Annotated in this window: 18 protein-coding genes; 7 read left to right on the top strand and 11 right to left on the bottom strand. The window is 72.0% G+C overall.

Annotation, left to right across the window (positions count from 1 at the left end):
• Positions 1 to 580 precede the first annotated feature (580 nt).
• From ACH442_RS23660 to ACH442_RS23640, 5 genes are all read right to left on the bottom strand, one after another.
• Positions 581 to 1,549 carry a hypothetical protein gene (locus ACH442_RS23660; RefSeq protein ID WP_396340256.1) on the bottom strand — a complete coding sequence of 323 codons (969 nt, stop codon included), beginning with the start codon at positions 1,547 to 1,549 and terminating at the stop codon, positions 581 to 583.
• Positions 1,546 to 4,044: an AAA family ATPase gene (locus tag ACH442_RS23655; RefSeq protein WP_396340255.1), complete on the bottom strand. Its 2,499-nt coding sequence runs from the start codon at positions 4,042 to 4,044 to the stop codon at positions 1,546 to 1,548. The genes ACH442_RS23660 and ACH442_RS23655 overlap by 4 nt, the downstream gene beginning before the upstream one ends.
• Positions 4,041 to 5,189, bottom strand: a complete 1,149-nt coding sequence (locus tag ACH442_RS23650; protein ID WP_396340254.1) for an exonuclease SbcCD subunit D — start codon at positions 5,187 to 5,189, stop codon at positions 4,041 to 4,043. The genes ACH442_RS23655 and ACH442_RS23650 overlap by 4 nt, the downstream gene beginning before the upstream one ends.
• Before the next feature lie 21 nt (positions 5,190 to 5,210).
• Complete coding sequence (locus tag ACH442_RS23645; protein WP_396340253.1) at positions 5,211 to 6,998, bottom strand: ATP-binding protein; 1,788 nt, start codon at positions 6,996 to 6,998, stop codon at positions 5,211 to 5,213.
• A gap of 109 nt (positions 6,999 to 7,107) precedes the next feature.
• Positions 7,108 to 7,812 carry a pyrimidine reductase family protein gene (locus ACH442_RS23640; RefSeq protein WP_396340282.1) on the bottom strand — a complete coding sequence of 235 codons (705 nt, stop codon included), beginning with the start codon at positions 7,810 to 7,812 and terminating at the stop codon, positions 7,108 to 7,110.
• Positions 7,813 to 8,144: 332 nt separating this feature from the next.
• Between ACH442_RS23640 and ACH442_RS23635 the strand changes: the two genes are divergently transcribed.
• Both ACH442_RS23635 and ACH442_RS23630 read left to right on the top strand, forming a co-directional pair.
• Entirely contained in the window at positions 8,145 to 8,855 is a 711-nt protein-coding gene (locus ACH442_RS23635) for an amino acid-binding protein (protein ID WP_396340252.1), read from the top strand.
• Between the two features lie 128 nt (positions 8,856 to 8,983).
• Positions 8,984 to 10,048, top strand: coding sequence for a GNAT family N-acetyltransferase (locus tag ACH442_RS23630; protein ID WP_396340251.1), 1,065 nt, complete (start codon positions 8,984 to 8,986; stop codon positions 10,046 to 10,048).
• A 244-nt stretch (positions 10,049 to 10,292) separates the two neighbouring features.
• Here the strand turns inward: ACH442_RS23630 and bioB are convergent, their stop codons facing one another.
• Positions 10,293 to 11,288 carry a biotin synthase BioB gene (bioB, locus tag ACH442_RS23625; protein WP_396340250.1) on the bottom strand — a complete coding sequence of 332 codons (996 nt, stop codon included), beginning with the start codon at positions 11,286 to 11,288 and terminating at the stop codon, positions 10,293 to 10,295.
• 85 nt (positions 11,289 to 11,373) lie between these two features.
• Here bioB and ACH442_RS23620 point away from each other — a divergent pair, with 85 nt between their 5' ends.
• The 4 genes from ACH442_RS23620 to ACH442_RS23605 all read left to right on the top strand — a co-directional run bounded on the left by ACH442_RS23620 (position 11,374) and on the right by ACH442_RS23605 (position 15,585).
• On the top strand, positions 11,374 to 12,510 hold the full coding sequence (locus tag ACH442_RS23620) for an 8-amino-7-oxononanoate synthase (RefSeq protein WP_396340249.1): 1,137 nt from the start codon (positions 11,374 to 11,376) through the stop codon (positions 12,508 to 12,510).
• 545 nt (positions 12,511 to 13,055) lie between these two features.
• The gene (gene bioD / locus ACH442_RS23615; protein ID WP_396340281.1) at positions 13,056 to 13,784 is read left to right on the top strand and encodes a dethiobiotin synthase; all 729 of its coding nucleotides are present in this window, start codon (positions 13,056 to 13,058) and stop codon (positions 13,782 to 13,784) included.
• Between the two features lie 323 nt (positions 13,785 to 14,107).
• Positions 14,108 to 14,860, top strand: a complete 753-nt coding sequence (locus tag ACH442_RS23610; protein ID WP_396340248.1) for an ROK family protein — start codon at positions 14,108 to 14,110, stop codon at positions 14,858 to 14,860.
• Complete coding sequence (locus ACH442_RS23605; RefSeq protein WP_396340247.1) at positions 14,839 to 15,585, top strand: HAD family hydrolase; 747 nt, start codon at positions 14,839 to 14,841, stop codon at positions 15,583 to 15,585. Before ACH442_RS23610 ends, ACH442_RS23605 begins: the two co-directional genes overlap by 22 nt.
• A gap of 1 nt (position 15,586) precedes the next feature.
• On the opposite strand, the gene ACH442_RS23600 is transcribed toward ACH442_RS23605, so the two are convergent.
• Entirely contained in the window at positions 15,587 to 16,216 is a 630-nt protein-coding gene (locus ACH442_RS23600) for a class I SAM-dependent methyltransferase (protein ID WP_396340246.1), read from the bottom strand.
• An 85-nt stretch (positions 16,217 to 16,301) separates the two neighbouring features.
• Here ACH442_RS23600 and ACH442_RS23595 point away from each other — a divergent pair, with 85 nt between their 5' ends.
• Entirely contained in the window at positions 16,302 to 19,319 is a 3,018-nt protein-coding gene (locus ACH442_RS23595) for a putative bifunctional diguanylate cyclase/phosphodiesterase (RefSeq protein WP_396340245.1), read from the top strand.
• Between the two features lie 54 nt (positions 19,320 to 19,373).
• Here ACH442_RS23595 and ACH442_RS23590 read toward each other — a convergent pair whose 3' ends face one another.
• From ACH442_RS23590 to ACH442_RS23575, 4 genes are all read right to left on the bottom strand, one after another.
• Positions 19,374 to 20,453, bottom strand: a complete 1,080-nt coding sequence (locus ACH442_RS23590) for an NAD-dependent epimerase/dehydratase family protein (protein ID WP_396340244.1) — start codon at positions 20,451 to 20,453, stop codon at positions 19,374 to 19,376.
• Between the two features lie 730 nt (positions 20,454 to 21,183).
• Positions 21,184 to 21,531, bottom strand: a complete 348-nt coding sequence (locus ACH442_RS23585) for an Lsr2 family protein (RefSeq protein ID WP_203744943.1) — start codon at positions 21,529 to 21,531, stop codon at positions 21,184 to 21,186.
• Between the two features lie 623 nt (positions 21,532 to 22,154).
• A complete protein-coding gene (locus ACH442_RS23580; protein ID WP_396340243.1) occupies positions 22,155 to 22,877 on the bottom strand; it encodes an SDR family oxidoreductase in 723 nt (240 codons plus the stop codon).
• 18 nt (positions 22,878 to 22,895) lie between these two features.
• Positions 22,896 to 24,572, bottom strand: a complete 1,677-nt coding sequence (locus ACH442_RS23575) for an FAD-dependent oxidoreductase (protein WP_396340242.1) — start codon at positions 24,570 to 24,572, stop codon at positions 22,896 to 22,898.
• Positions 24,573 to 24,597 lie beyond the last annotated feature (25 nt).

The following is a 24,597-nucleotide window of genomic DNA, read 5'->3' as shown; positions in this document are numbered from 1 at the left end:
CGCTCCCATTTCTTGATCTTGCTGCTCGGACGCTTCCCGATCTTGTAAGCGTTTGTTTACCGGATGGCGCTGTGAGCCGATCGGCCGGGCTCCCGGGCCTCAACCCGGCCGATCCGGGCCGGTGACTCAAAATTCCTGGCCAATTTTTGTTATCCGGCCGAAGTGTTCCGATATGCGGGCGCCGATCCCGAAAACTGGGACACGGCGAGGGCTCCGCCGTCCGATGTCAGGTCCGCTCCACTCGCGCCCATCGATTTGCTCGTACGCCGTGAGCCCGCGCCCGCCCAGCCCCCGCGAGCTCCGCCCATCTCAGCCCCCAGCCGCGCCCCCGCCCCCGGCCGGGCCCCAGAGGTCCCTCAGCCCACGACAAAGACCCTGAGAGCCAGCCGGTACCAAGCCCACGCCCCGCAGCGCCGCGCCGACTGCCCGGCTGGCTCTGACCGTCGTCATCGGGCACGAATCACCACGCTGAGGGCCGGTCCGGCTGCTGCCCGTCGCCCGCTGCCCGGCTGGTTCGCACGGGCGTGAATTACACCCCCTCGGAGCCGGCCGGCGGCGGGCGACCCGGCGCCGGCGGAGCTCAGCGGGACTGGGACGTGGCGAGGGCGAGCGCCCGGTGCAGCACCCGCGAATCGCCGAGCATGCCGCGCAGCCGACGTTCCAGACCCGCGATCGGCACCAGGTTCTGCGGGGCGCGCGGGTCCTTGTACGACGAGGAGGCGAACCTCGGCAACGTCGCCGACGAGAGCCCGGCCAGCTCGATCGCCTGGTCCACGGTCAGGTCGGGGGAACACTCGACCCGCACGATGCCGGACCACGGCGCCCCGGTCGCCCCGGGCAGCCGCAGGTACCAGGACCAGCCGCCCCACACCGTCCCGAGGTGGAAGACGGGTGTCCGCTGCCCCGGCCGCAGCCGGGTCACCACAGTGGTCAGCCCGGCCGGCAGATACTGCTTCTGCTGAGTCTTCACATACCCGATGGTGCGGGGCAGCTGCCGCCGGTTGCGCAGCGGACCGTCGACGATCAGCAGGTCGGCGCCGTCCGTCCCGCCGTCCCGGGCCGCGCTGGAGATCTCGATCTCGAGGGCGGTCAGCGGCCCCTGCACCGCGGCCGGCAGTTTGCTGGCCTCCCCGGTCCCGTTGATCCGGTGGATCTCGTAGCGCACCGTCCCGGCCTGGAGATCGCCGGCCGAGGGGCTGGCGGTGAACAGGCCGCGCCCGACGCGCGCGCCCACCAGTTCGGCCGCCCCGCGCGCCAGGTCGCAGCGCACGACCCCGGCCGCGTAGGACGCGGCGAGGCCCGCATACGACGTCCCGTCGTCCTCGGCGGTCCACAACCCGGCGTCGTTGCGCCGGACACCGTCGACCAGGAACACCACGTCGGGCGGCCGGGCCGACGACGGCACGTCGATCGGTGCCCACTCGGCGGCCGGCACCTCCACGTCGGTGTCGACCTGTGCGCTGCTGGGCGAGGCCGGCCCTTCGCCGTCCCCGCCCTCGAAACTCGCCCCGTACGCCGGGTCCCACGCGTCGACGAACATCCGTGTCACAGGCCGACCCTCTCGACGTGCGCGGTCCGCGCGTCCTTGTGCACCTCGAATCGCACCGGCACCCGCTCGGCCAGCCCCTGCACGTGGGTGACCAGCCCGACCATCCGGTCACCGCGGGCGGCCAGGTTCTCCAGGGTCGCGGCGACCACGTCCAGCGTTGCCGAGTCGAGGGTGCCGAAGCCCTCGTCCAGCACGATCGACTCCAGGCTGGCGGCCGTGGTGCTCATCCCGGCGAGCTGCTCGGAGAGGGCCAGGGCGAGGGCGAGCGACGCCTGGAACGTCTCCCCGCCGGAGAGGGTCCGCACCCCGCGGCGCAGTCCGGCGTCGTGGTGGTCGACGACGTAGAACTCGCCCTTGTCGTGCATCAGTTCGTACTGCCCGGCGGTGAGCTCGCGCAGGATCCGGGACGCGCCGTCGACCAGCATGTCGAGCGCTTCCTCGAGCAGCCAGCGCTCGAAGTTGTTGGCTCGCAGGTGACCGGCGAGGGACTTGGCGACCCGGCTCTCCTGCTGCAGGAGCATGCGCTGTTCCTGCTGCTCGCGGGCCTGCTCGAGCCGCTCGGTGAGGCGCTGCCAGGCCGCCTCGGCCCGCTCGGCGGTGACCGCGGCCGCGCGGATCAGGGTGGCCTCGGCGTCGTCGACGCGGGCCGACGGCGGCTGCACCTCGGCGTCGGTGAAGAGCGCCACGATCGCCGCGTGCGCCCGGACCGTGGTCTCGTGCGCGGCGGTCACCGCCGCCTCGGCCTCGTCGCGGCGGGCGAGGCGGGCGGCGTGCTCGTCCCGCGCCCAGCCGACCAGGGTCAGCCACGCGCCGGCCAGGTCGTCCCGGTCGGCGGACGGTGGGACGAAACGGGCCAGCCCGTCCCGTACCACATCGAATTTCCGCCACGCGGAACGCTGTTGCTCCTCAGCGGCCTGGACCGACCTCTGCGCGGAGCGCAGCGTGTCGCGCGCGCCGCGGACCGCGGCCGTCGCGTCCTCCAGCTTGCCCTGCAGGCGGCTGAACTCGGCGAGCCGTTGCTGGATCGCCTCCGCCCCGGGCAGCCCCTGCACCGCCTTGCGGACCTCGGCGAGCCGGGTCAGATGGTGCTCATACTGCCCGCGCTTGCGCTCGAGGTCGCTCTCCAGGTTGCGGGCCACCGCGTCGCGCTGCTGCCAGCGGGCGGTCGCCTGCTCGGCGGCCTCCCGCGCGGCGGCCCCGGCGGCCTCGGCGAGCCGGACCGCGGACTCGCGCGGCCCCGTCGGCACCACCGCGACCGGCTGCTCGCAGACCGGGCAGTTGTCCCCGGCGGTCAGTTGCCCGCGCAGCGCGGTCGCGCGATCACGCTGCTGAGCGTCCCGATAGTCCTGCCGGGCCTGTTCCAGCAGCTGCTGGGCGCCGACGTGCTCGGACTCGGCCAGGTCGGCCGAGGCCCGCGCATCCTGGCTCTCGACCTCGGCGACCGAGACCTTGCCGGCGAACCACGCCTCCTGCTCGACGAGACGTTCCAACTCGGTGTGCCGGTCCAGTGCGAGGCGCAGCGACCCGGGATCGCCGGCCGCGGCCAGCTCACCGCGGACCTTCTCCTCCGCCTCCTCGGCCTCGTGCACCGCCTCGGCGGCCTTCGTGGCGGTCTCGCGGGCGGCAAGGATCGCCCCGGTCGCTTCCTCAAGACCGTTCGGCGTACGCACGGAGGAGAGCAAGCCCAGCTCCGTGTCGAGCGTGTCCCGGGTGCCGCGGGCCGTCTCCTCGGCCGCCCGCGCCGCCCGCAGCCCCGGCATCGCCGCCTCGACCCGCGTGGTCAGCTCCCGCATCCGGGCCAGGCGTCCGGCCGCCTCCTCGACGGCCTCGTCGGTGGCGTCCTCCAGCGCGGCCAGCGACTGGTCGACGACGGTCAGCTTGGCCTCCGCGGTCTTGCCCCGCTCGGCCGCCTTGACCTGCACTTTCTCGTACATCTGGAGGCCCAGCAGGTTGACCAGGATCTGCTGCCGGGTGGCCGGCTTGGCGTGCAGGAAGTCGGCGAACTGGCCCTGCGGCAGCACCACGCAGCTGGTGAACTGCTCGTAGGGCAGGCCGACGGCGTGCAGCACCGCGTCGTCCATCTCGGCCGGGACGCCGGCCAGGACCTCACCGAGATCCTCCAGGTCCATGCCGGTGTCGAGCTTGGTCACGTCGAAGCCGGGCGGCATCAGCTGCAGCCCGGCCCCGGAGGTCTTGACGTTGCCCCGGCCGTCGCGCCGGACGACCCGGGTCGCGACATACCGATCGCCGGCCGACTCGAAGACCAGGCGGACCCGGGCCTCGGCGGCGGACGGGGCGAGCGCGTTGCCGATGCCCCGGGCGCCGCCCCAGCGCGGGACCTGGCCGTAGAGCGCGAAACAGATCGCGTCCAGCACCGTCGACTTGCCCGAGCCGGTCGGGCCGACGAGGGCGAAGTAGTCGGCGTCGGTGAAGTCCACCGTGGTCTGGTCACGGAACACCGTGAACCCGGACATGTCGAGCCGAATGGGCCTCATTGGTTGCTGCTCACCTCGTCGTACAGCGCGTCGAAGAGCTCGCGGACGCCCTCCTCGGCGTTGCCGCGACTGTCCAGGTAGTCGCCGAAGAGCTCGCGCGGGGACCGGCCGGCGCGCTCGGCGGCGCGGGCACCCGTGCGGTCGGGCAGCATGTCGGGGTCGATGCGGACCTCCAGAGCGTTCGGCAGCAGCTCCTGCACGTCCTCGCGCAGGCCGGGGCGGGGTGCCTCGCGCACCAGGACACGCAGCCAGGCCTCCGGAAGGTTCACCGTGGCGAGCTGTTCCAAGGTTCCTCTGACAGTTCGCAAAGTGAGCGCTTCGGTCACCGGCACGTCCCGCACCTGGGCCGCCTTGTCCACCCCGACGTCGACGATCGCGACCGAGCTGACGTTCTCCTCCTCGCCGAAGTCGACGGCGAGCGGCGAACCCGAGTACCGCACCGGGCACGGGCCGATCACCCGCTGGGAGCGGTGCAGGTGGCCGAGCGCGACATAGTGCGTGTTCTGCGGGAAGACCGTGGACGGGACGGCGTAGCCCATGATCGTGTGGGCCTCGCGCTCGCCGCCGCCGGTGCTCGCCCCGACCAGGGTCAGGTGCGAGGTGATCAGGTTGACCACGCCGGGCTCGGCGAACGGCTCGCTGAGCTTGCCGATCAGGCGGGCGATCAGATCCGCATACGTCTGGTTGGACTCGGCCTCGGTCAACTCGTACATCTCGACGGCGCGGACCGCGAAGCGCTGCGAGAGGAACGGCAGGGCGATCAGCCGCCAGCGCTCGCCGGCCTCCGTAGTGCCCTCGATCAGCAGATCCTTCGGGTTGTCGAAGGAGCCCCGCAGCTCGATGCCGGCCGCGTCGGCCCACGGGCGCAGCGCGTCCAGAGCGTGGCCGTTGTCGTGGTTGCCGCCGATCGCCACCACCCGCGCGCCGGTGCGGCGCAGGGCGGACAGGGCCCGGGTGACCAGCTTGGTCGACTCCGCGGTCGGCGCCGCGGTGTCGTAGAGGTCACCGGCGACGATCACCAGGTCGGGTTTCTCGGCCTGGGCGATCTCGATCACCTGGGCGAGCACCCGCCGGTGCTCGTCACGCCGGTCGCGGCCCTTGAGAACCTTGCCGACGTGCCAGTCGGAGGTGTGCAGGATGCGCATCGCTGAACCCTAGCCCCAGCCCTAGAACGGAATGTCGTCGTCGGCGCCCGGGCGCCCGCCGATCACCGCGAACGGGTCGGCGGACTGGACGATCGACCGCAGCGACTCGGACGGCGGGGGGCCGGCCTCGGACTTGCGGGTCGCCCAGGCCGGGAACGGGAACTCGACGCAGAGCGGGACCGGGATGTCCGGCTGGTTGACGAACATCGTGCCCGGGCGGGCCAGCAGCGCCCGCTGGCGCATCGCGGGCGGCAGGAACCCGTATTCCGGGCGGGAGGCCTCGGCCGGGTCGAGCCGGCCGACGACCCGGATCGCCGAGTTCGTCACGATGCGGCGCTCGACCTCGCTGGCGGTCTGCTGCGCGCCGATCAGGATCACGCCCAGCGAACGGCCGCGCTCGGCGATGTCCAGCAGCACCTCCTTGATCGGGGAGGAGCCCTCACGGGGTGCGTACTTGTTCAGCTCGTCGAGGACCACGAAGAGCAGGGGGCGCCCGGTGCCGGACTTCTCCTTCTCCTCGAACTCGGACTTCAGCGTCACGCCGACCACGAACCGCTGCGCGCGATCGGGCAGGTTGTGCAGGTCGACGACGGTGACCTGGGCGCTGTCGGCGGTCTTGATCTGGTGCGGGCGGCGCTGGGCCAGGTCCCCCCGGATCAGCCGGGACAGGTCGCGCTTGCTGCTGATCAGGCGGCGGGCGAACGCGTTGACCGTGCCCATGTTGACCGCGCTGCCGGCCCAGGTCGAGCGGGTCTCGTCGTCGGTGAGCTGCTCGACGATGTGATCCACCAGGTCGCCGTAGGAGCCGATGCGCCGGCCGTCGATGCTGATCCCGCCCTCGGCCGGCACGGCGAACCGGTTCAGGTGGGCGGTGACCGAGTGGACGACCATCGTGTACTGCTGGCGCTCGTCGTCGGCGTCGGCGAACACATACGGCAGGAGCTTGGTCGAGCAGAACTCGTCGAGCGTCCAGTAGAACGAGTCGACGCCGGTCAGCCGGCCGCTCACGTCGGGAGCGCCGGACGGGTCGCCGGCGCGGGGCGGGGCGTAGACCCGTACGTCGGTGAAGGGTGTGTCGGGAAGGTCGAGCAGCTTGTAGTAGGACCGGGTGGACTCGTCGAGCTTCGTGTTCGGGTGGTCGAGGAAGAGCAGGTCCTCACCCTTGACGTTGAAGATCAGCGCCCGTGCGTTCGCCCCGTCGGCGCCGAGCTGACCGGAACGGAACACCGAGTAGAGCAGGAACGTGGCGAAACTCGTCTTCGTGGCGACGCCGGAGATGCCGGAGATGGACACGTGCGCGCCGCGGGTGCCGTCGAGAAAGTCCGCGTTGAGGAAGACGGGGACGCCGTCGCGGCCGGTGCCCATCGGGACCCGGCGCTCCATCCGGTCGAAGTGCAGGGCGGCGTCCCGCTCCTCACCCGAGGCGCGGTGCACGATCGCGCCCGGAGCGGGCGGGACGTAGAGCTCCGGGTCCACCCGCGTGGTGGTGATCTCGGCCGCCTCCTGCACCATGGCCGGCAGTGTGCCGTCGGCGATGGCGAACACGTCCGAGTCGAACTGGGCGCCCTCGTGCCGTGCCCGGACCTGGGTGACCACGCCCGAGATCGTCACCGGCTCGCGGTCCGGCAGGTCACGTTTCGTGGTCACGACGTCGTCGAGCTGCAGGTAACGGCCGGGGGCGACAGCCGTCCAGAACTGGAGCGGCGTCGCGTCGGCCGTACCGAGCACCCGCCCGACGGGCGCCGAATCCGCCTTGTCATTCTGTTTTCCGCCGCGGATGGGCTCAGCTTCGTCAGACACGCCGATCATGGTGCCTCAGAGGTACGACAAAATCCCCACGGGATCTTCCCTCTTTCGGGTTTTCCACAACTTCTGGGGTTCATCCACAGAGTTATGCACAAGATCTTGATCGATCGGGTCAGACACGCGGACGCGTGTATCGGAGGAACAGCATGTCCTCCCGGGTCAGTGCGTGCGCCAGTGCCAACCTCCGCGGCGCGGTCGCCGGGCCGTGCGCGATCCGCCCCGCCGGGCCCCCGGCCAGCAGCGGCGCGACCGTCAGGCAGAGCTCGTCGACCAGATCCGCGGCGATCATCGAGCCGAGCAGGCCCGGGCCGCCCTCGCAGAGCAGCTGGGTCGCGCCGCGCTCGTGGAGCGCGGCCACCCCGGCGGCCAGGTCGACCGCCTCGTCGCCGACCCGGATCAGCTCGGCCACCTCGGCGATCGGAGAGTCACGCGGGGCGGCGCGGTGGGTCAGCACGATCGGCCGGCGCGGTGCGTCCGAGAAGACCAGCTGGGCCGGGTCGAGATCGAGCGAGCCCGAGACGATCACCATCAGCGGGAACTCGGGCAGGCCATGGGCCGTACGCCACATGCGGTCCTCCGGTGCCGAACGGAGGGCGTCGTAGCGCTCGGCGCGAACCGTGCCGGCCGCGACCACCAGCGCGTCGCAGACCATCCGCAAGGTGTCGAAGACCTCCTTGTCGCCCGGGCCCTGCAGCCCGGCCGAGAGGCCGTCGACGGTGACCGCGCCGTCGGCGCTGGCGATGAAGTTCACCCGCAGGGCCGGTCGGTCGAGGCGGGGATAACGGCCGGCCAGCTCGTCGCGGCCGGAGGGCAGCATGCTCACGGGCCGGGTGGCCCGGTCACCGGCGGGACCGGCTCGGGCTCACGATGCTGGCAGTCGCACCACGACCCGCCCTTGCAGTCCCCGTGCCGGCGATCCCGGCAAGCCTCGCAAATCATGCCCTGACCCTATCGGTCGGCGGACTGTCCGACAGCCGACAGTCGCGGGGAGGGCCGGAGCCCGGAAGGCCGGGGATGAGTTGTGAAATCGGGCACACTCGACCGGCTTGACGGCCGGGACACGACCGTGCAACGGGTCGGAAACGCCGGGTGGGCACTGTTGGGCATCAGCAGGACGGCGCCACCGGCCGTCGCGACGGGAGGAGCTACATGTTGCTGCGGGTTCGAGTCACCCTGCCGGACCGTCCCGGTGCTCTCGGCCAGGTCGCGCGCACCCTGGGTGTGGCCGGCGCGGACATCGTCCAGGTCGTCGTGCTGGAGCGGCTCGGCGGCCGGGCCGTCGACGACTTCACCGTCGTGTGGCCGGGCGCGGCCCGCGTGGAACGTCTCCTCGCCGGTCTCGCCGCCATCCCCGGCGTCCAGGTCGACGGCGTGTGGAAGGCGATCGGCGCGCCCGTGAACGGCGGTCACGACGCCGAGCTGCTGGCGCAGGTCGCCGCGAACCCGGCGGACGGTCTGGCCACCCTGGTCGACGCGATGCCCGGCCTGCTCGCCGCGGACTGGGCGGCCGCCGCGATGGTCCCGGCGGACTGGGCGGCCCGCAGCGGCGCCAAGGGGGTCAACCACGAACCCCGGGTGGCGTACGCGTCCTGGCGCGCCCCGTCCCCGCTGCACCTGCCCGAGGTCACGCCGTTGCGCGCCCGCCCGTTCGCCGAGCCCGGTGGCGCCCGTTACGCGGTCGCCCCGTTCGGTCGTGGCGGTCTGGTCCTGCTCGTCGCCCGCACCGACGAGGACGACCTGCCGGCCGCCGCGTTCCACGTGACCGAGGTGGATCGGGTGGCCCAGCTGGTCCGTGCCGCCGCCGTGATCCTGGGCGACCGGCTGGACGCCGTGACGCCCGCCACCATCGCCCAGGTGTGATCGCCTTAACGACGAATTCGCAGCTCAGGCAATAAGACGGCAACATCGCCGGGGCACTCTTGAGGCAGGCCTGCATCGCGGCTCGCGCGGGCCGCGACACAGGCCTGGATCGAAAGGAGTGCCCCGCAATGGCGTTGTGGAGAGTCCGGGCGACGGTCGACGACCGTCCCGGCTACCTGTCCGTGCTGACCGCGAGTCTCGCCCTGAAATCGGTCAACATCCTCGCCGTCCAGGTTCACACCACCGAGGCCGGCGCGGTCGACGACTTCCTGGTCGACGCTCCGGACGCGATGACCGAGTCCGATCTGCTGGCCGCGGTGGCCAAGGGCCGCGGGCGGGACGCGTTCGTGACCCGGGCCGAGGCGCAGGGCCTGGCCGACCAGCCGACCCGCGCGCTCGCCATGGCCGGCCGGCTGGTCCACGAGCCCGACGCGCTCGGCGAGACCCTGGCCACCCTGCTCGACGCGACCGACGTGCGCTGGCGTCCGCACCCGGCCTTCGACCAGCCCGGCGTCCACGGCGGCCGGATGACGCTGGCCGATCCGGCCGGCGGCTCCTACGAGATCCTGCGTGCCCTGCCCGCGTTCACCCCGGCGGAGTATGCGCGCGCCCAGGCCCTGGTCGAGCTCGCCGCCGCGGTCACCCGCCACCAGCGGGAAAATGTGACGTTCATGCTGCCCGACGGAGCCGAGGTCGTTCTGCGCCCGGCCGTCGCCGACGACCTCGCCGCCGTCCGCGAGCTGCACGCCCGGTGCTCGGCCGGCACTCTGCGCCGGCGTTACCTGGGCGGCGGCTCGCCCGCCGAGGCCCGGCTGCGCCGCCTGCTGGAGCCGGCCGGCGGGGTGACCCTGCTCGCGGTCGCGGCCGGCGGGCGCGTGGTGGCCATGGCCGGCCTGCTGGCCGAGGGCGAGCTGGGCGAGATCTCGGTCCTGGTGGAGGACGACTGGCAGCGCCGCGGCCTGGGCACCGCCCTGCTCCGCCGGTTGCGGACGCACGCCGAGCGGGCCGGGTTCGCCGCGCTGGTCGCCCACCTGGCGGCGGACAACGCGGCGATGCTGCGCACCCTGCATCGACTGGGCCACGGCCCCGTCGAGCACGACGGCGGGCTGGTCAGCGTCACCCTCCCGGTCTCCGCCGAGCCGGTGACGGACGAGGCCGCCTCGGAGCAGGAGAACTCTCGCTACTTCGGGTAGCGGGTGAGAGGGGTGGCGGCGGGTACTGGTTCAGGCCCGCTGCCACCCAAATATCCCGTGCGGCGGTCAGCCGTGACGTTCGCCGTGCTCGACGCAGGTGGCGGTCCAGCCGGTCGGGACGACCTGGACCTTCATCCGCCGCCGGCAGTCCGGGCAGAAACGGGGCGGCTCCAGCTCGCGAGCCGCCGCGCACCCCGTGTGGTCACCCTCCGCGGCGACGTGGCCGCACCGGTCGCAGTACACCTCAGAACGTCGCCGACAGCGACTTGACCGGCATCTTCAGGTCCTGCAGGAGCTCCAGATCCGCAGTCGCGGGCCGGCCCAGCGTCGTCAGATAGTTCCCGACGATCACGGCGTTGATGCCCCCCAGCAGCCCCTCCCGGGTGCCCAAGTCACCGAGCGTGATCTCGCGCCCACCCGCATACCGCAGAATGGTCCTGGGCATGGCCAGGCGGAACGCGGCGATGGCGCGCAGCGCGTCCTTGCCCTCGACGACCGGGCGGTCACCGAACGGGGTGCCGGGCCGCGGGTTGAGGAAGTTCAGCGGAACCTCGTGCGGGTCGAGCTCGGCCAGCTGCGCCGCGAACTCGGCGCGCTGCTCGATCGTCTCGCCCATGCCGAGGATGCCGCCGCAGCAGACCTCCATGCCCGACTCGCGGACCATCGTCAGCGTGGACCACCGCTCTTCCCACGAATGGGTGGTTACCACGTTCGGAAAGAAGGACTCGCAGGTCTCGAGGTTGTGGTTGTAGCGATGCACGCCCATGTCGACGAGGTCGTCGACCTGCTCCTGGGTGAGCATGCCGAGGCTCGCCGCGACCTGGATGTCGACCGCTTCCTTGATCGCCTTGACGCCCTCGCGCATCTGGTCCATCAGGCGCTGGTCGGGCCCGCGCACGGCGGCGACGATGCAGAACTCCGTGGCACCGGTCGCCGCGGTCTGCTCAGCCGCCTTGACCAGGGAAGGAATGTCCAGCCAGACAGCCCGGACGGGGGACGCGAACAGCCCCGACTGGGAGCAGAAGTGGCAGTCCTCCGGGCAGCCGCCGGTCTTCAGCGACACGATTCCCTCGACCTCGACCTCGGGGCCGCACCACTTCATGCGGACGTCGTGGGCGAGTTGGAGCAGCTCGGGAAGGTCCTCGTCGGGCAGTCGCAGGATCTCGAGGATCTCGGCCTGATCGAGGCCGGCGCCGCCGTCGAGGACCCGGGCACGGGCCCGGTCGAGGATCTGAGGCATGTCCGTACCCTACAGACTTCCCTTCCCGGCAGGGACTGTCGGAGGTGGGTGGTAGTTTCCGGTTCTCGTGATCTCTGGGGGCGTCTTGGCGGAGTGGTTGGAGTCGCTGGATCGCCTGGCCCGCGAACGGGCCAAGGCGGGGCTCACCCGTCACCTCAGGCCGCGGCCGGCCGACGACTCCGTCGTCGACCTGGCCGGCAACGACTATCTCGGCCTTTCCGGGCACGTCGCGGTGGTCTCCGCGGCGAGGTCGGCACTTGAGGCGTACGGGTTGGGAGCCACCGGTTCACGCCTCGTCCGCGGCAGCACGCACGCGCACGCCGCGCTCGAGTCGTCGCTGGCCACCTGGCTCGGCGCGGAGGCGGCGCTGGTGTTCTCCTCGGGCTACTTGGCGAACCTGGCCGTGGTCCGTGCCGTCGCCGCGGTCGCCGACCTGATCGTCTCCGACGCGTACAACCACGCGTCCCTGATCGACGGCTGCAAGATCTCCGGCCGGCCCGTGACGGTGGCGCCGCACAACGATCCGGCCGGTGTCGCCGCGATCCTCGACGCGCACCCGGGCCGCACCGCCGCCGTGGTCACCGAGTCGGTCTTCTCCGTGGACGGCGACCTGGCCCCGCTCGCCGAGCTGCACGCGGTCACCTCGGCCCGTGGCGCGCTGCTGATCGTCGACGACGCGCACGGGCTCGGCCTGCTCGGCGGGTCCGGCAGCGGCGGCGTCGCCGCGGCCGGCCTGGCCGGGCAGCCGGATGTGATCGTCACCGCCACGCTCTCCAAGTCGCTCGGCGGCGCCGGTGGGGTGGTCGCCGGCGCCGAGCCGGTCATCCGTCACCTGATCGATACCGGTCGCACCTTCATCTACGACACCGCCCCGCCGCCGGCCGTGGTCGCCGGTGTGCACGCCGCGATCGAGCTGGCCCGGGCCGCCGACGACCGGCGTGCGACGCTGTTCGAGCGTGGCGCCCGGCTGGCGGCGCGGCTGCGGGCCGCCGGGTTCCCGGTCACCGAGCCGGCCGCCGGGGTGCTGTCGGTCGTCGCCCCGGGCCCGGAAGCCGCCGTCGGCTGGGCCGAGGACTGCCGGGATCGTGGCGTGGCGGTCGGCTGTTTCCGGCCGCCGTCGACCCCGGACGGAAGCTCCCGCCTGCGTCTGACCGTGAACGCGGGCGTGCCCGAGGCGGACTTCGCCCGGGCCCTGGACGTTATCGTGGAGTGCGCACCGTGAACGCCAACCCGCCCCGCACCGCCTCGTCGTACCCGGGAGTCGCGGTCACGCCGCTCCCGCGCGGATGGCGCAGCGGTGGCCACGGGCTGCCCGCGGTCACGTCACCGCGGGCGCCCGAGCCGTCCGACCCGTTGTACGCCCACGGTGGGGGTCACCACGGAGGGGACGCGGGAGACGGGGGGCGGGCTGAAGGCGTACCGTCGCGGGTTGTGACCGTGCCGTCCACTGAGCCGCCGACCGGAGAGCCCGGCTCCGCCGGCGCCGAGCCGGCCGTGACGCCGCAGGCGGGCGCGGCCCCGATCGGCGATCCCGCCGAGCGCGGCGATTCGGCTGGGGTCGGTGGAGCCGCCGAAGCGAACGACTCCGACAGGTCGGAGAGGCCGGATCCCGGCGGTGCCGGTTCGCGGGACGCGGCTCAGGCCGCCGACGGGGACACGCCGGCGACGCCCGCCGCGACCGCGGGAGTGCAGGCGGCGCCGGCGCCTACAGGAGTGCAGGCGGCCTCGGCGCCTACGGGAGTGCAGGCGGCGCCGAGGCGCGCCGCCGTGCCGGGGGAGTGGCACGGCATCGTGCTGGTCACCGGCACCGACACCGAGGTCGGCAAGACCATCAGCACCGCCGCCGTGGCCGCGGCGGCCCAGGCCGAGGGCCTCCGGGTGGCCGTGATCAAACCCGGTCAGACCGGCACGATCACCGGCGCGCCGACCGACGCCGAGGTGGTCACCCGCCTGGCCGGCCCGGACACCGTGAAGACCCTCGCGGAGTATCCGGAGCCGCTCGCCCCGCTGGCCGCGGCCAAGGTCGCCGAGCTGCCGCCGCTGGAGCTCTACGAGGTGGTCGACGCGATCCGCGCCGAGGCCGACAAGCACGACCTGGTCCTGGTCGAGGGCGCCGGTGGCCTGTTGGTCCCGATGGGGCTGCGGCCCGGTGGCGAGGCCTGGACGTTCGCCGACCTGGCCACCGCGCTGGGGGCGAACGTGCTGGTCGTGGCCCGCGCCGGGCTCGGCACGCTGAACCACACGGCGCTGACGCTGGAGGCGCTGGACCGCCGCGGTGTCGCCGCCAAGGTGATTCTCGGCGCCTGGCCGGCCGAGCCCGAGCTGGTCCACTGGGCGAACCTGAGCGAGCTGGTCCCGCACCTGGTCGGCGCGTTGCCGGCCGGTGCCGGGTCGATGGATCCGGGCGTGTTCCGGCGTTCGGCGCCGGGCTGGCTGACCCCGGCTCTGCACGGCGTCCTGGACAACTGGCGGGTCTGGGCCGAGGAAGCCGGCTGAGCCCGGCGCCGTGACCCAGCCGCCCGGCTGAGCCCGGCGCCGTGACCCAGCAGCCCGGCTGAGCCCGGCGCCGTGACCCAGCCGCCCGGCTGAGCCCGGCGCCGTCACCCAGCCGCCCGGCTGACCCCCGCGCCGCTGCTCAGCGGCCTGGCCTGAGGCCGGCACGGCCGCCCAGCGACTCGGCTGACTGCGGCGCCGTCGCCCAGCCGCCCGGCTGAGCCCGGCGTCGCTGCTCGACCCCCGGGCCGGGCTGGGGAGGCGCGGTAACGACGCTCCCGTCACAATTGCGTTGTCGGGAGGTGAGTTCCATGCAAACTGGCGGCGTGACTTTCACCTTGACGATCGATTGTGGTGGCGGCGGCATCAAGGGCTCGGTCCTCGACGACGCCGGGACGATGCGGGCGCAGCCCATCCGGGTCCCCACGCCGTACCCGCTGCCTCCGGAGCTGTTCGTCAAGACACTGGTCGATCTGGGTGGTCAGTTGCCGAACGCGGACCGCGTGACGGTCGGCATGCCCGGCATGATCCGGCACGGTGTGGTCGTGGCGACGCCGCATTACGTGACCCGCAGCGGCCCGCGCACCCGGGTGGACCCGGAGCTGGTCGAGGCGTGGCACGGTTTCGACGCCCGGACTGCTCTGGCGGAGGCGTTCGGTCTGCCCACGCTGGTGCTCAACGACGCCGAGGTGCACGGCGCCGGGGTGGTCGCGGGCACCGGCTGCGAGCTGGTGCTGACGTTGGGGACGGGGCTGGGCTGCGCGCTTTTCGACGGCGGCGAGCTGGCCCCGCATCTGGAGATGTCGCAGGCGCCGGTGCGCTGGGGGATGTCCTACGACACGTACATCGGGGAGCATGAACGTCGTCGCCTGGGCGACGCGCTCTGGTCACGGCGGGTGCGCAACGTGGTCGAGGGCCTCCGGCCGGTCTTCCTGTGGGACCGGGTGTATCTCGGCGGTGGCAACTCCCGGCTGATCACCCCGACGCAGCTCGCCCGGATGGGTGATGACGTGGTCGTGGTGCCGAACACGGCCGGCATCGTCGGCGGGGTGCGCGCGTGGACGCTGGGGCAACGATGAGGCCGGCCGCGTTGTTGCTGGATTTCGGCGGGGTGCTCGCCGATTCGCCGGGGGAGGCCCGGCCGTGTTCGCCGGAGCTGGTGCTGAAGGTCTACAACGTGATCCACGGCGTGCTGACGCCGGGGCAGATCCAGCAGTCGTTCGCCGAGGGCGGCGAGGCGTATGCCCGCTGGCGGGACGAGGACTCGCCGGACGAGTTGCCGCAGGCCGAGGTCTGGGAACGGTTCGTGATCAAAGGTTGGCCGGCGGCCGCGCAGGTGCCGGTCCGGGGCGCGATCGCGAAGTTGAGCCATGCCTGGGCGTGGCGTAACAGCTGGGAGTTGCGGCCGGGGATCCGGGCGGCGCTGGAGGCGTACACCGCGGCCGGGGTGCCGCTGGCCGTGGTCAGCAACACGCTGTGCGGCGCCGCGCACCGGGACTATCTGACCGCGGCCGGGGTCGGTCACCTTTTCGCGGTGCAGGTCTACAGCGACGAGGCCGGTGTCCGGAAACCGAATCCGCAGATGATCTGGAACGCCACCGACGCGCTCGGCGTGTCCCCGGCCGACTGCTGGTTCGTCGGGGACAGCAAGCGGCGCGACGTGGCCTGTGCCCGTCGCGCCGACGTGGCGAGGGCGATCCTGATGCCGTCCGGCCGGAAGGACCCGGACGATCCGGTGCTCAGCCCCGAGCCGGACGTGGTGGTCGAGGACGGCTTCGGCCTGATCCCGCTCCTGTCCGAATAGGTCAGGACAAGACCTGCCAGACCGACGTACGGCGTACCGTGCAGCTCTCCAACGCCTCGGTGACCGGCACGTCATAGGTCGCCCGTTTGACCAGCCCCGGCGGTAGGTAGGCCCGACCGGGGTCGCCGACCAGGACGAGCGACCCCCGTCCGGCCGCTCGCCGCAGGAACGGCAGCACCCGCGCCGCCATCTCCCGGCTGTAGAACACGTCCCCGGCCAGCACCACCCCGTACTTCTCGTCGGTGTCGAGCAGGTCGGCCTCGAGCGTCCGGACCACCACCCCGTTGTCGGCGGCGTTGGCCTCGGCCGCCGCGAGCGACAGCGGGTCGATGTCGTTGGCGATCACCGGCCGGGCCCCGGCCAGCGCCGCCGCGACCGCGACCAGCCCGGAGCCGGTGGCCAGGTCGAGCACGCTGCGTCCGGCGACCAGCGACGGCTCGTCGAGGATGTGCCGGGCGAGCGCCTGCCCACCGGCCCAGGCGAACGCCCAGAACGGGGGCGGCTGCTCGGCCCCGCCGGCCTCGGTGGCCTCCCAGAGCGCGATCGGCTCCTCGGCCTGCCGGAGCTGGACCTCCGGGGCGAAGGCGACCGGCGCCAGGACGGTGTGAGCGCGTACGAAATCGAGGAGCACCCGACGATTGTGCCCTTTCCCTCAGATCGGTGACCTACCAGCCGAAGAGTCGGTCATACGGGACTGAGTCGGGAGGGTGACGGGGATGCCGACGCGCTGGCCGGCTGCCCTTTTCGGCGCCTGGATCGGGATCCTCGCCGTCGTCTACTCGCTCGCCACCGAGCTGCGCGGCTGGCTGGTCCTGGCCGGTGGCCTCTCCGCCGCGGCCGCCGTGCTGTCCGGCACGTATCGCGCCCAGCCCGACGACCGCCGGCCGTGGTGGTTGCTGGCCGGCGCGACCGGGCTCTGCGCGCTGGGCGCCGCGATCGGCAACGCCCCGTCCTTCCTGACGAACTGGCTGCCGTGGCTGGAACCGGTCGGCACCGGACTGCTGCTGGCCTCCTATCCGCTGCTGGCGGCCGCGCTGGCGGTGTTCACCCGGCGTCGCACCGGCTCGGCCCGGGACGTACCCGGCCTGCTCGACGCGGCGATCGTCACGTCCGGCGCGGCGCTGCTGGTCTGGACGTTCGTGATCGGCCCACGGATGTCCGACCTGACCGTGGGCGGGCTGGAACAGCTGCTCCCGGTGGCCGACCTGCTGTGCCTGGGTCTGCTGATCCGGCTGGCCGTGGTGCCGGGGCGGCTGGTCGCCTCGGGGTACTGGCTCGGTGCGGGCACCGGTGCGATGCTGATCGCGGACGTCGTGCGGACCTCGGCGTACGGGCAGATGGCGCTTTTTGCGACCGCTGCGATGGCCGCCCTGATCCCGTCGATGGCCGAACTCACCCGGCCGTCGGTGGCGGCGGCGTCGGAGACCGGCCGCGGACGTCTGGCTCTGCTGGCGGTGGCCGCGCTGGTCGCGCCGAGCGTGCTGATGGCCAAACTGATCCAGGACAGCCAGGTGGCCGGCCTGTTCCTGGTGGCCGTGCTCAGCCTGCTCATGCTCATGCTGGTGCTGGGCCGGATGGCCGGGATCATGACGAGCCACCGCCAGGCCATGACCCGCGAGCGTGCGCTGCGCGAGGCGTCGGCGGCCCTGGTCTCGGCGGCCGACGCGGAGGCGGTCGGGCTGGCCGTCCGCACCACGGTCGCTCAGCTGCTGCCCGGGGACGTGCCGCACGGCGTGGTCCTGGCGATCAGCATCGCGCAGGTCGAGCCGCCGTCCCCGGAGGCCGCCGCGCAGGCCGCGGTGGACCGGGCGACCGGCACCGCGGCGCGGCTGGTGCAGACCCGGGACGTGGACTGGGCCGTCGCGGTCCGGCTCACCCAGTTCGCCGAGACGCTGCGCTGCCCGATGGTGCTGCAGGACCGGCCGCACGGTGACTCGCTGGTCGGTGTGCTGCACGTGGGCGCGCCCGGCTGGGCGTTGCGCGAGCTGCAGCGCTCGGTGGAGGTACTGGCCGGCCAGGTGGCGCTGGCGCTGGAGCGGATCGCCCTGAACCACGAGGTCAACCAGCGCAACAGCGAGACGTACTTCCGGACCCTGATCCAGAACACCGCCGACGTGATCACCATCCTGGACGCCGACGACCGGATCCGGTACGCCAGCCCGTCCGCTCTCGGGGTCTTCGGCGCCGACCCGACCGGTGTCCGCCTGCCCGACGTCATCCACCAGGGTGACCGGGACCGCCTGGTCGACGTCCTGAACGCGGTTCGCGGCGGTGACTCCGTCGCGCAGCAGCTGGACTTCCGGGCGATCAACGTCCGCGGCACCGAGCTGCTGCTCGAGCTGCACTGCCGTGACCTGCGTGAGGACCGCAGCGTGGCGGGCGTGGTGATCACCATGCGTGATGTCACCGAGCCCCGCAAGCTTCAGCAGGAGCTGATGCACCAGGCGTTCCACGACGCGATGACCGGCCTGGCGAACCGGGTGCTCTTCCACGACCGGCTCAAGCACGCGCTGGCCCGCAGCGCCCGGGACGGCTCGGTGGTCGGGGTGCTCTTCATCGACCTGGACGACTTCAAGATCGTCAACGACACGCTCGGCCACGCCATCGGCGACCAGCTGCTGATCGAGGTGGCGAACCGGATCGCCGGCTCGCTGCGCGCCGACGACACCGCGGCCCGGCTCGGCGGCGACGAGTTCGCGGCCCTGATCGAGAACGTCAACGACCCGCTGGCCGTCGAGGACACCGCGACCCGGATCCTCACCGCGCTGGCCTCGCCGATCGACACCGACGCCAAGCCCCTCTACGCGATGACCAGCATCGGCATCACCACCACGCTCGAAGCGACCGACGGGGACGAGCTGCTGCGCCAGGCCGACCTCGCGCTCTACGTCGCCAAGGGGGCCGGCAAGAACCAATGGCGGCGCTACCAGCGGCACCTGCACGCCGAGATGGTCGAGCGGCTGGAGCTGCGCTCGGCGCTCGACCACGCGGTCAACGAGGGCCATTTCCTGCTGCATTACCAGCCGATCGTCGACCTGACCAACGGTTACGCGGTCGGTTTCGAGGCGCTGGTCCGCTGGGCCCACCCGAACCGTGGCGTGGTCACTCCGGACCAGTTCATCGAGGTCGCCGAGGAGAGCGGACTGATCGTGCCGATGGGCCGGTGGGTGCTGGAGGAGGCGCTGCGCACGGTCTCCGAGTGGCGCCGGATCCTGCCGCCGGGCCGCGCACCCTATGTCAGCGTCAACGTGTCGGTCCGCCAGTTCCGGGAGGCCGGATTCGTGGACCAGGTGCGCACCGCGCTGCACCACACCGGCGTACCCCCGGAGTCGTTGATGTTGGAGATCACCGAGACGTTGCTGATGAAGGACGACGAGCAGCGGATCTGGGCCGATCTGAGCACGCTGCGCGAGATGGGCATCCGGATCGCCATCGACGACTTCGGCACCGGGTACTCGTCACTCGGCTACCTGCGGCAACGCCCGATCGACATCGTGAAGATCGACAAGACGTTCATCGACGACATGGTCACCAGCCCGCAACTGGTCGGCGGCATCGTCAGCCTGGCCCGCTCGCTGCAACTCGTGGTGGTCGCCGAGGGCATCGAGGACCTGGCCCACCGCGACCTGCTGGTGCAGATGGGCTGCCCCCTCGGGCAGGGCTTCCTCTTCTCCAGCCCGCTCGGCCCGACCGAGGTGCTGGCCTGGATGACCAGCTCCTCGGTCGCCGTTTGAGACATCGGCAGCAAAGACTGACAGTTTCCTCGAAACCCATTTTCCGGTACGTCGTCAGTAAGGGTTGCCAGAGCCCGGGAGCCGCCCGCGCAACAGTCCACCGAGCCGCCCCGGTTTGCCCGCCGCGGTGTCCAGCGTCGGCGAGTCGTCCCGCCCGGCCCGCTCGGCCAGCCCGCCCACCACGTCGTGCAGCGCTTCGACCGCGGTCCGGGACGGCCGCCACCCGAGCTCGTCCCTCGCCCGGTCGCACGACATCAGCGGCGCCTTGAGAGCCAGCTTGACCCAGCCGCGGTCCACCGGTTGCAGCCGCATCGCCCAGCTCAGCGCGGCCGCACCCGCCAGCGCGAACCCCGGCACCGGCAGCGGCAGCCCGTGGAACGCCTTGGCCAGCACCATCGGGTCGAGCACCGGCCCGGCCGCGATGTTGAACGCCCCGTGCACGTCGGCCCGCAACACCCGCAGGTACGCCTCGGCCACGTCGTCCGCGTGCACCGCCTGCAGCCGCAGTCCCGGGTTGGCCGGCAGCACCGGCACCCAGCCGAATCGCAGCAGCCGGGCCGGCAGCAGCGGCCCGGCGAAGTAGCGCCCGATCTCCGTCCCGGCGTCCCGCTGGAAGATCAGCCCCGGTCGCAGCCGCACCACCCGCAGCGTCGGATGATCCGACTCGATCTCGTCGAGCATCCGCTCGGTCAGTACCTTGTGCCGGCTGTACGACGACTCCGGCACGCCCGTCCGCGGCCAGGACTCCTTCACGTACGCCCACTTCGGGCCGGCCGAGTACACCCCGACCGACGACGCGTGCACCAGCGTCTCGACTCCGGCCCGCAGCGCCGCCCGGAACACCGCGCGACTGCCCAGCACGTTCGTCCGGTACAGCTGCCGCTGGTCGTGACTGGGCTGGATCTGCCAGGCCAGGTTCACCACCGCGTCGGTGCCGTCGAGGATCGGGGTGAGCCGCTCCAGGGCGTCGTCGCGGCTGATGTCGACGGCGTGCCACTCCATGTCGGCGTACGGCCCGCTGTCCTCCGGGGTGCGCCGCGCGATTCCGATGACCTCGACGTCCGGCTCACTCCGGAGGCGGCGCAGCAGCGCGGTGCCGGCGTTACCGGTCGCGCCCACGATGACGACACGCATGCCGGTTGCGGTACCCGCCGCGCCGCGATCGAATCGGATTCCCGCGACTATTCCGCGCCGCAAGTTTCCGGTGAAGGAGATTCCGCCGCTGCTTTCGGTGGCCCGATCGCCGGTTCCGGTTCGGCCGGCGTGGCGGTTCCGGTTCTTGCCGGGGCCGGGGTTTCCGGTCTTCCGGGGGCGGTTTCCGCAGTTCCCGGCTCCGGATTCCAGAGTTCGGATACACCGCGTTTCCGGCCGGGCTCGCTGTCGCGTCCGCCCGTTGCGCCCGCCGTTACGGCAACGAAAGGTCGACCCGGTACCGGCCCGGCGTCACCGATTTTCCGAGCGGTCAGATCGATTTCCCGGTACGTCGTGATCCCCGCTCGACCGCGATTACGCCGCGGGGAAGTGGGTCGCTCCGCGTTCCCGGCTTCCGGGAGGCATTCTGCGGGTCAGCCCGAAATGGCCGCGTCCTCGATCATGAAGGCGGGTTGTCCGCGCGGATCCACTCGGAAGACTCCGCAGAGAACGACGCACGCCGCCGCGCTCGCCCGATTGACTCCGGTCATCCCGCCGGCCGGGTGGCGAGGAGCGGCCCCGCCAGGCGTTCCCGGAGCTGAACCGGCTCAGCGGCTGCCCTGCCCGGCGCGGAGGTCTGTCGCTTGTCCCGCGGTTTTTGTGCAGCCCGGCGGATTTCCCTGTGAAAACGGCGTCACCGGGTCACCCGGTGACGCCGTTGACGACAGACTGCTTATCGCTTGGCGTGGTACGCCTCGACGACGTTGCTCGGGATCCGGCCACGCTCGGAAACGGGGTAGCCGTTCTTGTTGGCCCACTCACGAATGGCCTGATTCTGGTCGCGGCTCGACCGGCTCGTCGCGGCCGGGGCGGCCCGCCGGGCAACCGTCGGAGTGACACCGGAACGGCCCAGACGCGTTGCCGCGGAGAGGAACGGTTCCAGAGCCTTGCGCAGCTTGCCGGCGTTCTTCTCGGACAGATCGATCGTGTAGTTCACACCGTCCAGTCCGAATTCGACGGTGCGGTCGGCTTCCCCGCCGTCGAGGTCGTCGGTCAGAAGGGTAATTATCTGCTTGGCCATGTTGTGTTCGCTCCTACAGCGATGTCATTCGGGTGACGGCTGTACGCGAGCGATGGGGGTGCCGCGATTAGTCGTCGTCGCATTCATTGTGTCGCGCACATGGTAGCTATTGCAAATTGCGTCTCTTGGCATGTCGCAATTCCTCTGCGCATCCACCCGGCAGCGGAGGGTGGTCAGCCCAGCTCGGAAACGTTCCGCGGAGACTCTTGCGAGGATGGCCAGTCCGCTCGGAAACGTTGCCCGGAGAGTCTTTTCGTACTCGTGAATGTGCGGTAACGTCGCAGGTGGGAGCGCTCCCAGAGGTGCTGGGAACCCCCTGATCCGCGCTGCCCACGCCCGCTCGGGCGTCCCCGATCCCGAGCCGCCTCGTCGCCGATTCTCCGACGCCGGGGCGGTTCGTCCACCCCCGCATCAGGCAGCCCGGACACCTCGCACGCCCAGCCGCCCGCCCGTCGCTGGTTCCGGGCTGTGCCTCGCGGCCCCGGTCGTGCCCCTCCCGCCCCGCCGCCCACTCGTGGCTGGTGCTCAGGTGTGCTTCGCGGCCCCGGTCGCACCTCCCCGGCCCAGCCGGCGGCTTGGGGCCGGGCTGTGGGTGTGAGCGGCCGGGGGCGGTGGCGGATGGTTCAGAGGAGGAGGCCGCCGGTGGCTCGGATGTTCTGGCCGGTGATCCAGGCGGAGTCCGGACCGGCCAGGAACGCGACGACCGCCGCCACGTCCGCCGGCTGCCCGAGCCGGCCGAGTGCGGTGAGCGCCGGGATCCCCGCGATCCCGTCCGCCGAGTTCGCCCCGCGCAGCATGTCGGTGTCGGTCGCGCCCGGCGAGACCGTGTTGACGGTGATCCCGCGCGGGCCGAGTTCCTTCGAGGCGACGGCCGTGACCTGCTCCAATGCCCCTTTGCTGGCGCAGTAGAGCACCATGTTCGGCCCGGCTGCCGCAGTGTTCAGCGTGGACAGGTTGACGATCCGCCCGCCGTCACGCATCAGGGGTGTCGCGGCCCGGATGGCGAGCAGCGGGAACTTCGTGTTGATCGTCAGCACGCGGTCGAAGTGTTCCGCGGTCACCTCGCTGATCGGCGTCTTGTCGGCGATCCCGGCGTTGTTGACCAGGATGTCCAGCCCGTCCCGGACCGGCTCGAAGATCGCCGGTAGCGTCTCGGGGTCGGCCTGGTCGCAGCGCACCGCCAGCGTGTCGCCGCCGAGTTCGGCCACGAGACCGTCCGCCTCGTCCTTGCGCGAGTGGTAGGTGAACACCACCCGGGCCCCGTCGGCGGCGAGCCGTCGCACGATGGCCCGCCCGATGCCGCGGGACCCTCCGGTCACCAGTGCCGTCTTCCCCGTGAGCGTCATGTCCGGACGCTAACACCGTCACTGATCGTCGTGCATGGATGCGCTCGACCGGCGTACCGGAAAAGGAAGGCGCAACGCGGCGGGAGCATGCGACGGCACCGCGGGGGAAGCCGGCGCGACCGGCGTGACCTTCCGATATGCCGAGCCGAGGGCCGGCCGCGGGTCGTCGTCGCCCTTGTTCGGCCAGAGCGACATCGCCCGTTCCGCCATCGCCGTGATCGTCAGCGACGGGTTCACCCCGAGGTTCGCCGGGACCGCCGACCCGTCGACGACGTGCAGCCCGGGATGCCCGAAGACCCGGTGGTACGCGTCGACCACGCCCGTCTCCGCCGATTCCCCGATCGTGGCGCCGCCGAGGATGTGCGCGGTCATCGGAATGTTGAAGATGTCACCGACCGTGCCGCCGGGGAAGCCGTCGATGCGGTCCGCGATCCGCCGCACCGCTTCGTGACCGACCGGGATCCAGGTCGGGTTCGGGTCCCCGTGCCCGGGGCTAGTGGTCAACCGGCCGCGCTTCGTCCGCCGTACCGTCAAGGAATTGTCCAGAGTCTGCATCACGAGCGCGATGATCGTCCGCTCGCTCCACCGGCGCACCGAGATCGAGTACGCCAGGACCATCGGGTGCCGCACGCAGTTGAGCAGGAACTTCAGCGGTCGGGGGAGCCGCCCGCCGCCGTCGACGAGCAGCGTGGAGAGCAGGCCCATCGCGTTGCTGCCGGGGCCGTAACGGACCGGTTCGATGTGCGTGGTCGGGTCCGGGTGGAACGAGGAGGTGATGGCGACGCCCTTGCTGAACGGCTCGGCCGGCACCTCCTTGGTCTCCGCGCCGAGTAGTGCCTCGGAGTTCGTCCTGGTCAGCGAGCCGATCCGGGGGGAGATGCGGGGGAGGACGCCGGTGTCGCGCATGGCGTGCAGCAGCCGCTGGGTGCCGAGCGCACCGGCCGCGAGGATCACCTGGCCGGCCATGAACGTGCCGGTGCGCGTCTCGACCCGCCAGCCGCCGCCGTCGGGCCGGACGGCGGTCACCTCGGTGTCCGGGTGGACCGTGGCGCCCTTGCGTTCGGCCAGGTAGAGGTAGTTCACGTCGAGCCGATTCTTCGCGCCGACGGAGCAGCCGATCATGCAGTTGCCGCATTCGACGCAGCCGGTGCGGTCCGGGCCGGCGCCACCGAAATAGGGGTCCGGCACGGTTTTTCCCGGTTCGCCGAAGAAGACCCCGACCGGCGTACGGCGGAACGTGTGCCCCACCCCCATGTCCTCCGCGACCTGTTTGATCACCACGTCGGAGGGTGTCATCGTGGGTTGCTCGGTCACGCCGAGCATCCGGGACGCCTGGTCGTAGTGCGGCGCGAGTTCGGACTCCCAGTCGGTGATCCCGGCCCAGTGCGGGTCCTGGAAGAACGGCGCCGGCGGCTGGTAGAGCGTGTTGGCGTAGACCAGCGAACCCCCGCCGACCCCGGCCGCGGACAGCACCATGATGTCCTTGAGCAGCGTGATCCGCTGGATGCCGCGCATGCCGAGCTTCGGCGCCCAGAGGAAGTTCTTCAGATCCCAGGACGTCTTCGGGAGCGTCTCGGGGGTGAAACGACGGCCGGCTTCGAGCACGCCGACCCGGTAGCCCTTCTCCGTCAGGCGCAGTGCGCTGACGCTGCCGCCGAAGCCGCTGCCCACGATCACGATGTCGTAGTCCGCCATCGTGTTACCTAAGCATTACTGGCCA

Source organism: Actinoplanes sp. NPDC020271 (assembly GCF_044388125.1).
Lineage (GTDB): Bacteria > Actinomycetota > Actinomycetes > Mycobacteriales > Micromonosporaceae > Actinoplanes.
The sequence above is the reverse complement of the archived record's forward strand: the minus strand, read 5'-3'. Positions and strand labels throughout refer to the sequence as shown.

Excerpts from the sequence above, each read along its gene's own strand:
- ACH442_RS23655 (WP_396340255.1), bottom strand. The coding sequence starts at position 4,044 with ATGAGGCCCATTCGGCTCGACATGTCCGGGTTCACGGTGTTCCGTGAC.
- ACH442_RS23650 (WP_396340254.1), bottom strand. The coding sequence starts at position 5,189 with ATGCGCATCCTGCACACCTCCGACTGGCACGTCGGCAAGGTTCTCAAG.
- ACH442_RS23645 (WP_396340253.1), bottom strand. The coding sequence starts at position 6,998 with ATGATCGGCGTGTCTGACGAAGCTGAGCCCATCCGCGGCGGAAAACAG.
- ACH442_RS23640 (WP_396340282.1), bottom strand. The coding sequence starts at position 7,812 with ATGCTGCCCTCCGGCCGCGACGAGCTGGCCGGCCGTTATCCCCGCCTC.
- ACH442_RS23635 (WP_396340252.1), top strand. The coding sequence starts at position 8,145 with ATGTTGCTGCGGGTTCGAGTCACCCTGCCGGACCGTCCCGGTGCTCTC.
- ACH442_RS23630 (WP_396340251.1), top strand. The coding sequence starts at position 8,984 with ATGGCGTTGTGGAGAGTCCGGGCGACGGTCGACGACCGTCCCGGCTAC.
- bioB (WP_396340250.1), bottom strand. The coding sequence starts at position 11,288 with ATGCCTCAGATCCTCGACCGGGCCCGTGCCCGGGTCCTCGACGGCGGC.
- ACH442_RS23595 (WP_396340245.1), top strand. The coding sequence starts at position 16,302 with ATGCCGACGCGCTGGCCGGCTGCCCTTTTCGGCGCCTGGATCGGGATC.
- ACH442_RS23590 (WP_396340244.1), bottom strand. The coding sequence starts at position 20,453 with ATGCGTGTCGTCATCGTGGGCGCGACCGGTAACGCCGGCACCGCGCTG.
- ACH442_RS23585 (WP_203744943.1), bottom strand. The coding sequence starts at position 21,531 with ATGGCCAAGCAGATAATTACCCTTCTGACCGACGACCTCGACGGCGGG.
- ACH442_RS23580 (WP_396340243.1), bottom strand. The coding sequence starts at position 22,877 with ATGACGCTCACGGGGAAGACGGCACTGGTGACCGGAGGGTCCCGCGGC.
- ACH442_RS23575 (WP_396340242.1), bottom strand. The coding sequence starts at position 24,572 with ATGGCGGACTACGACATCGTGATCGTGGGCAGCGGCTTCGGCGGCAGC.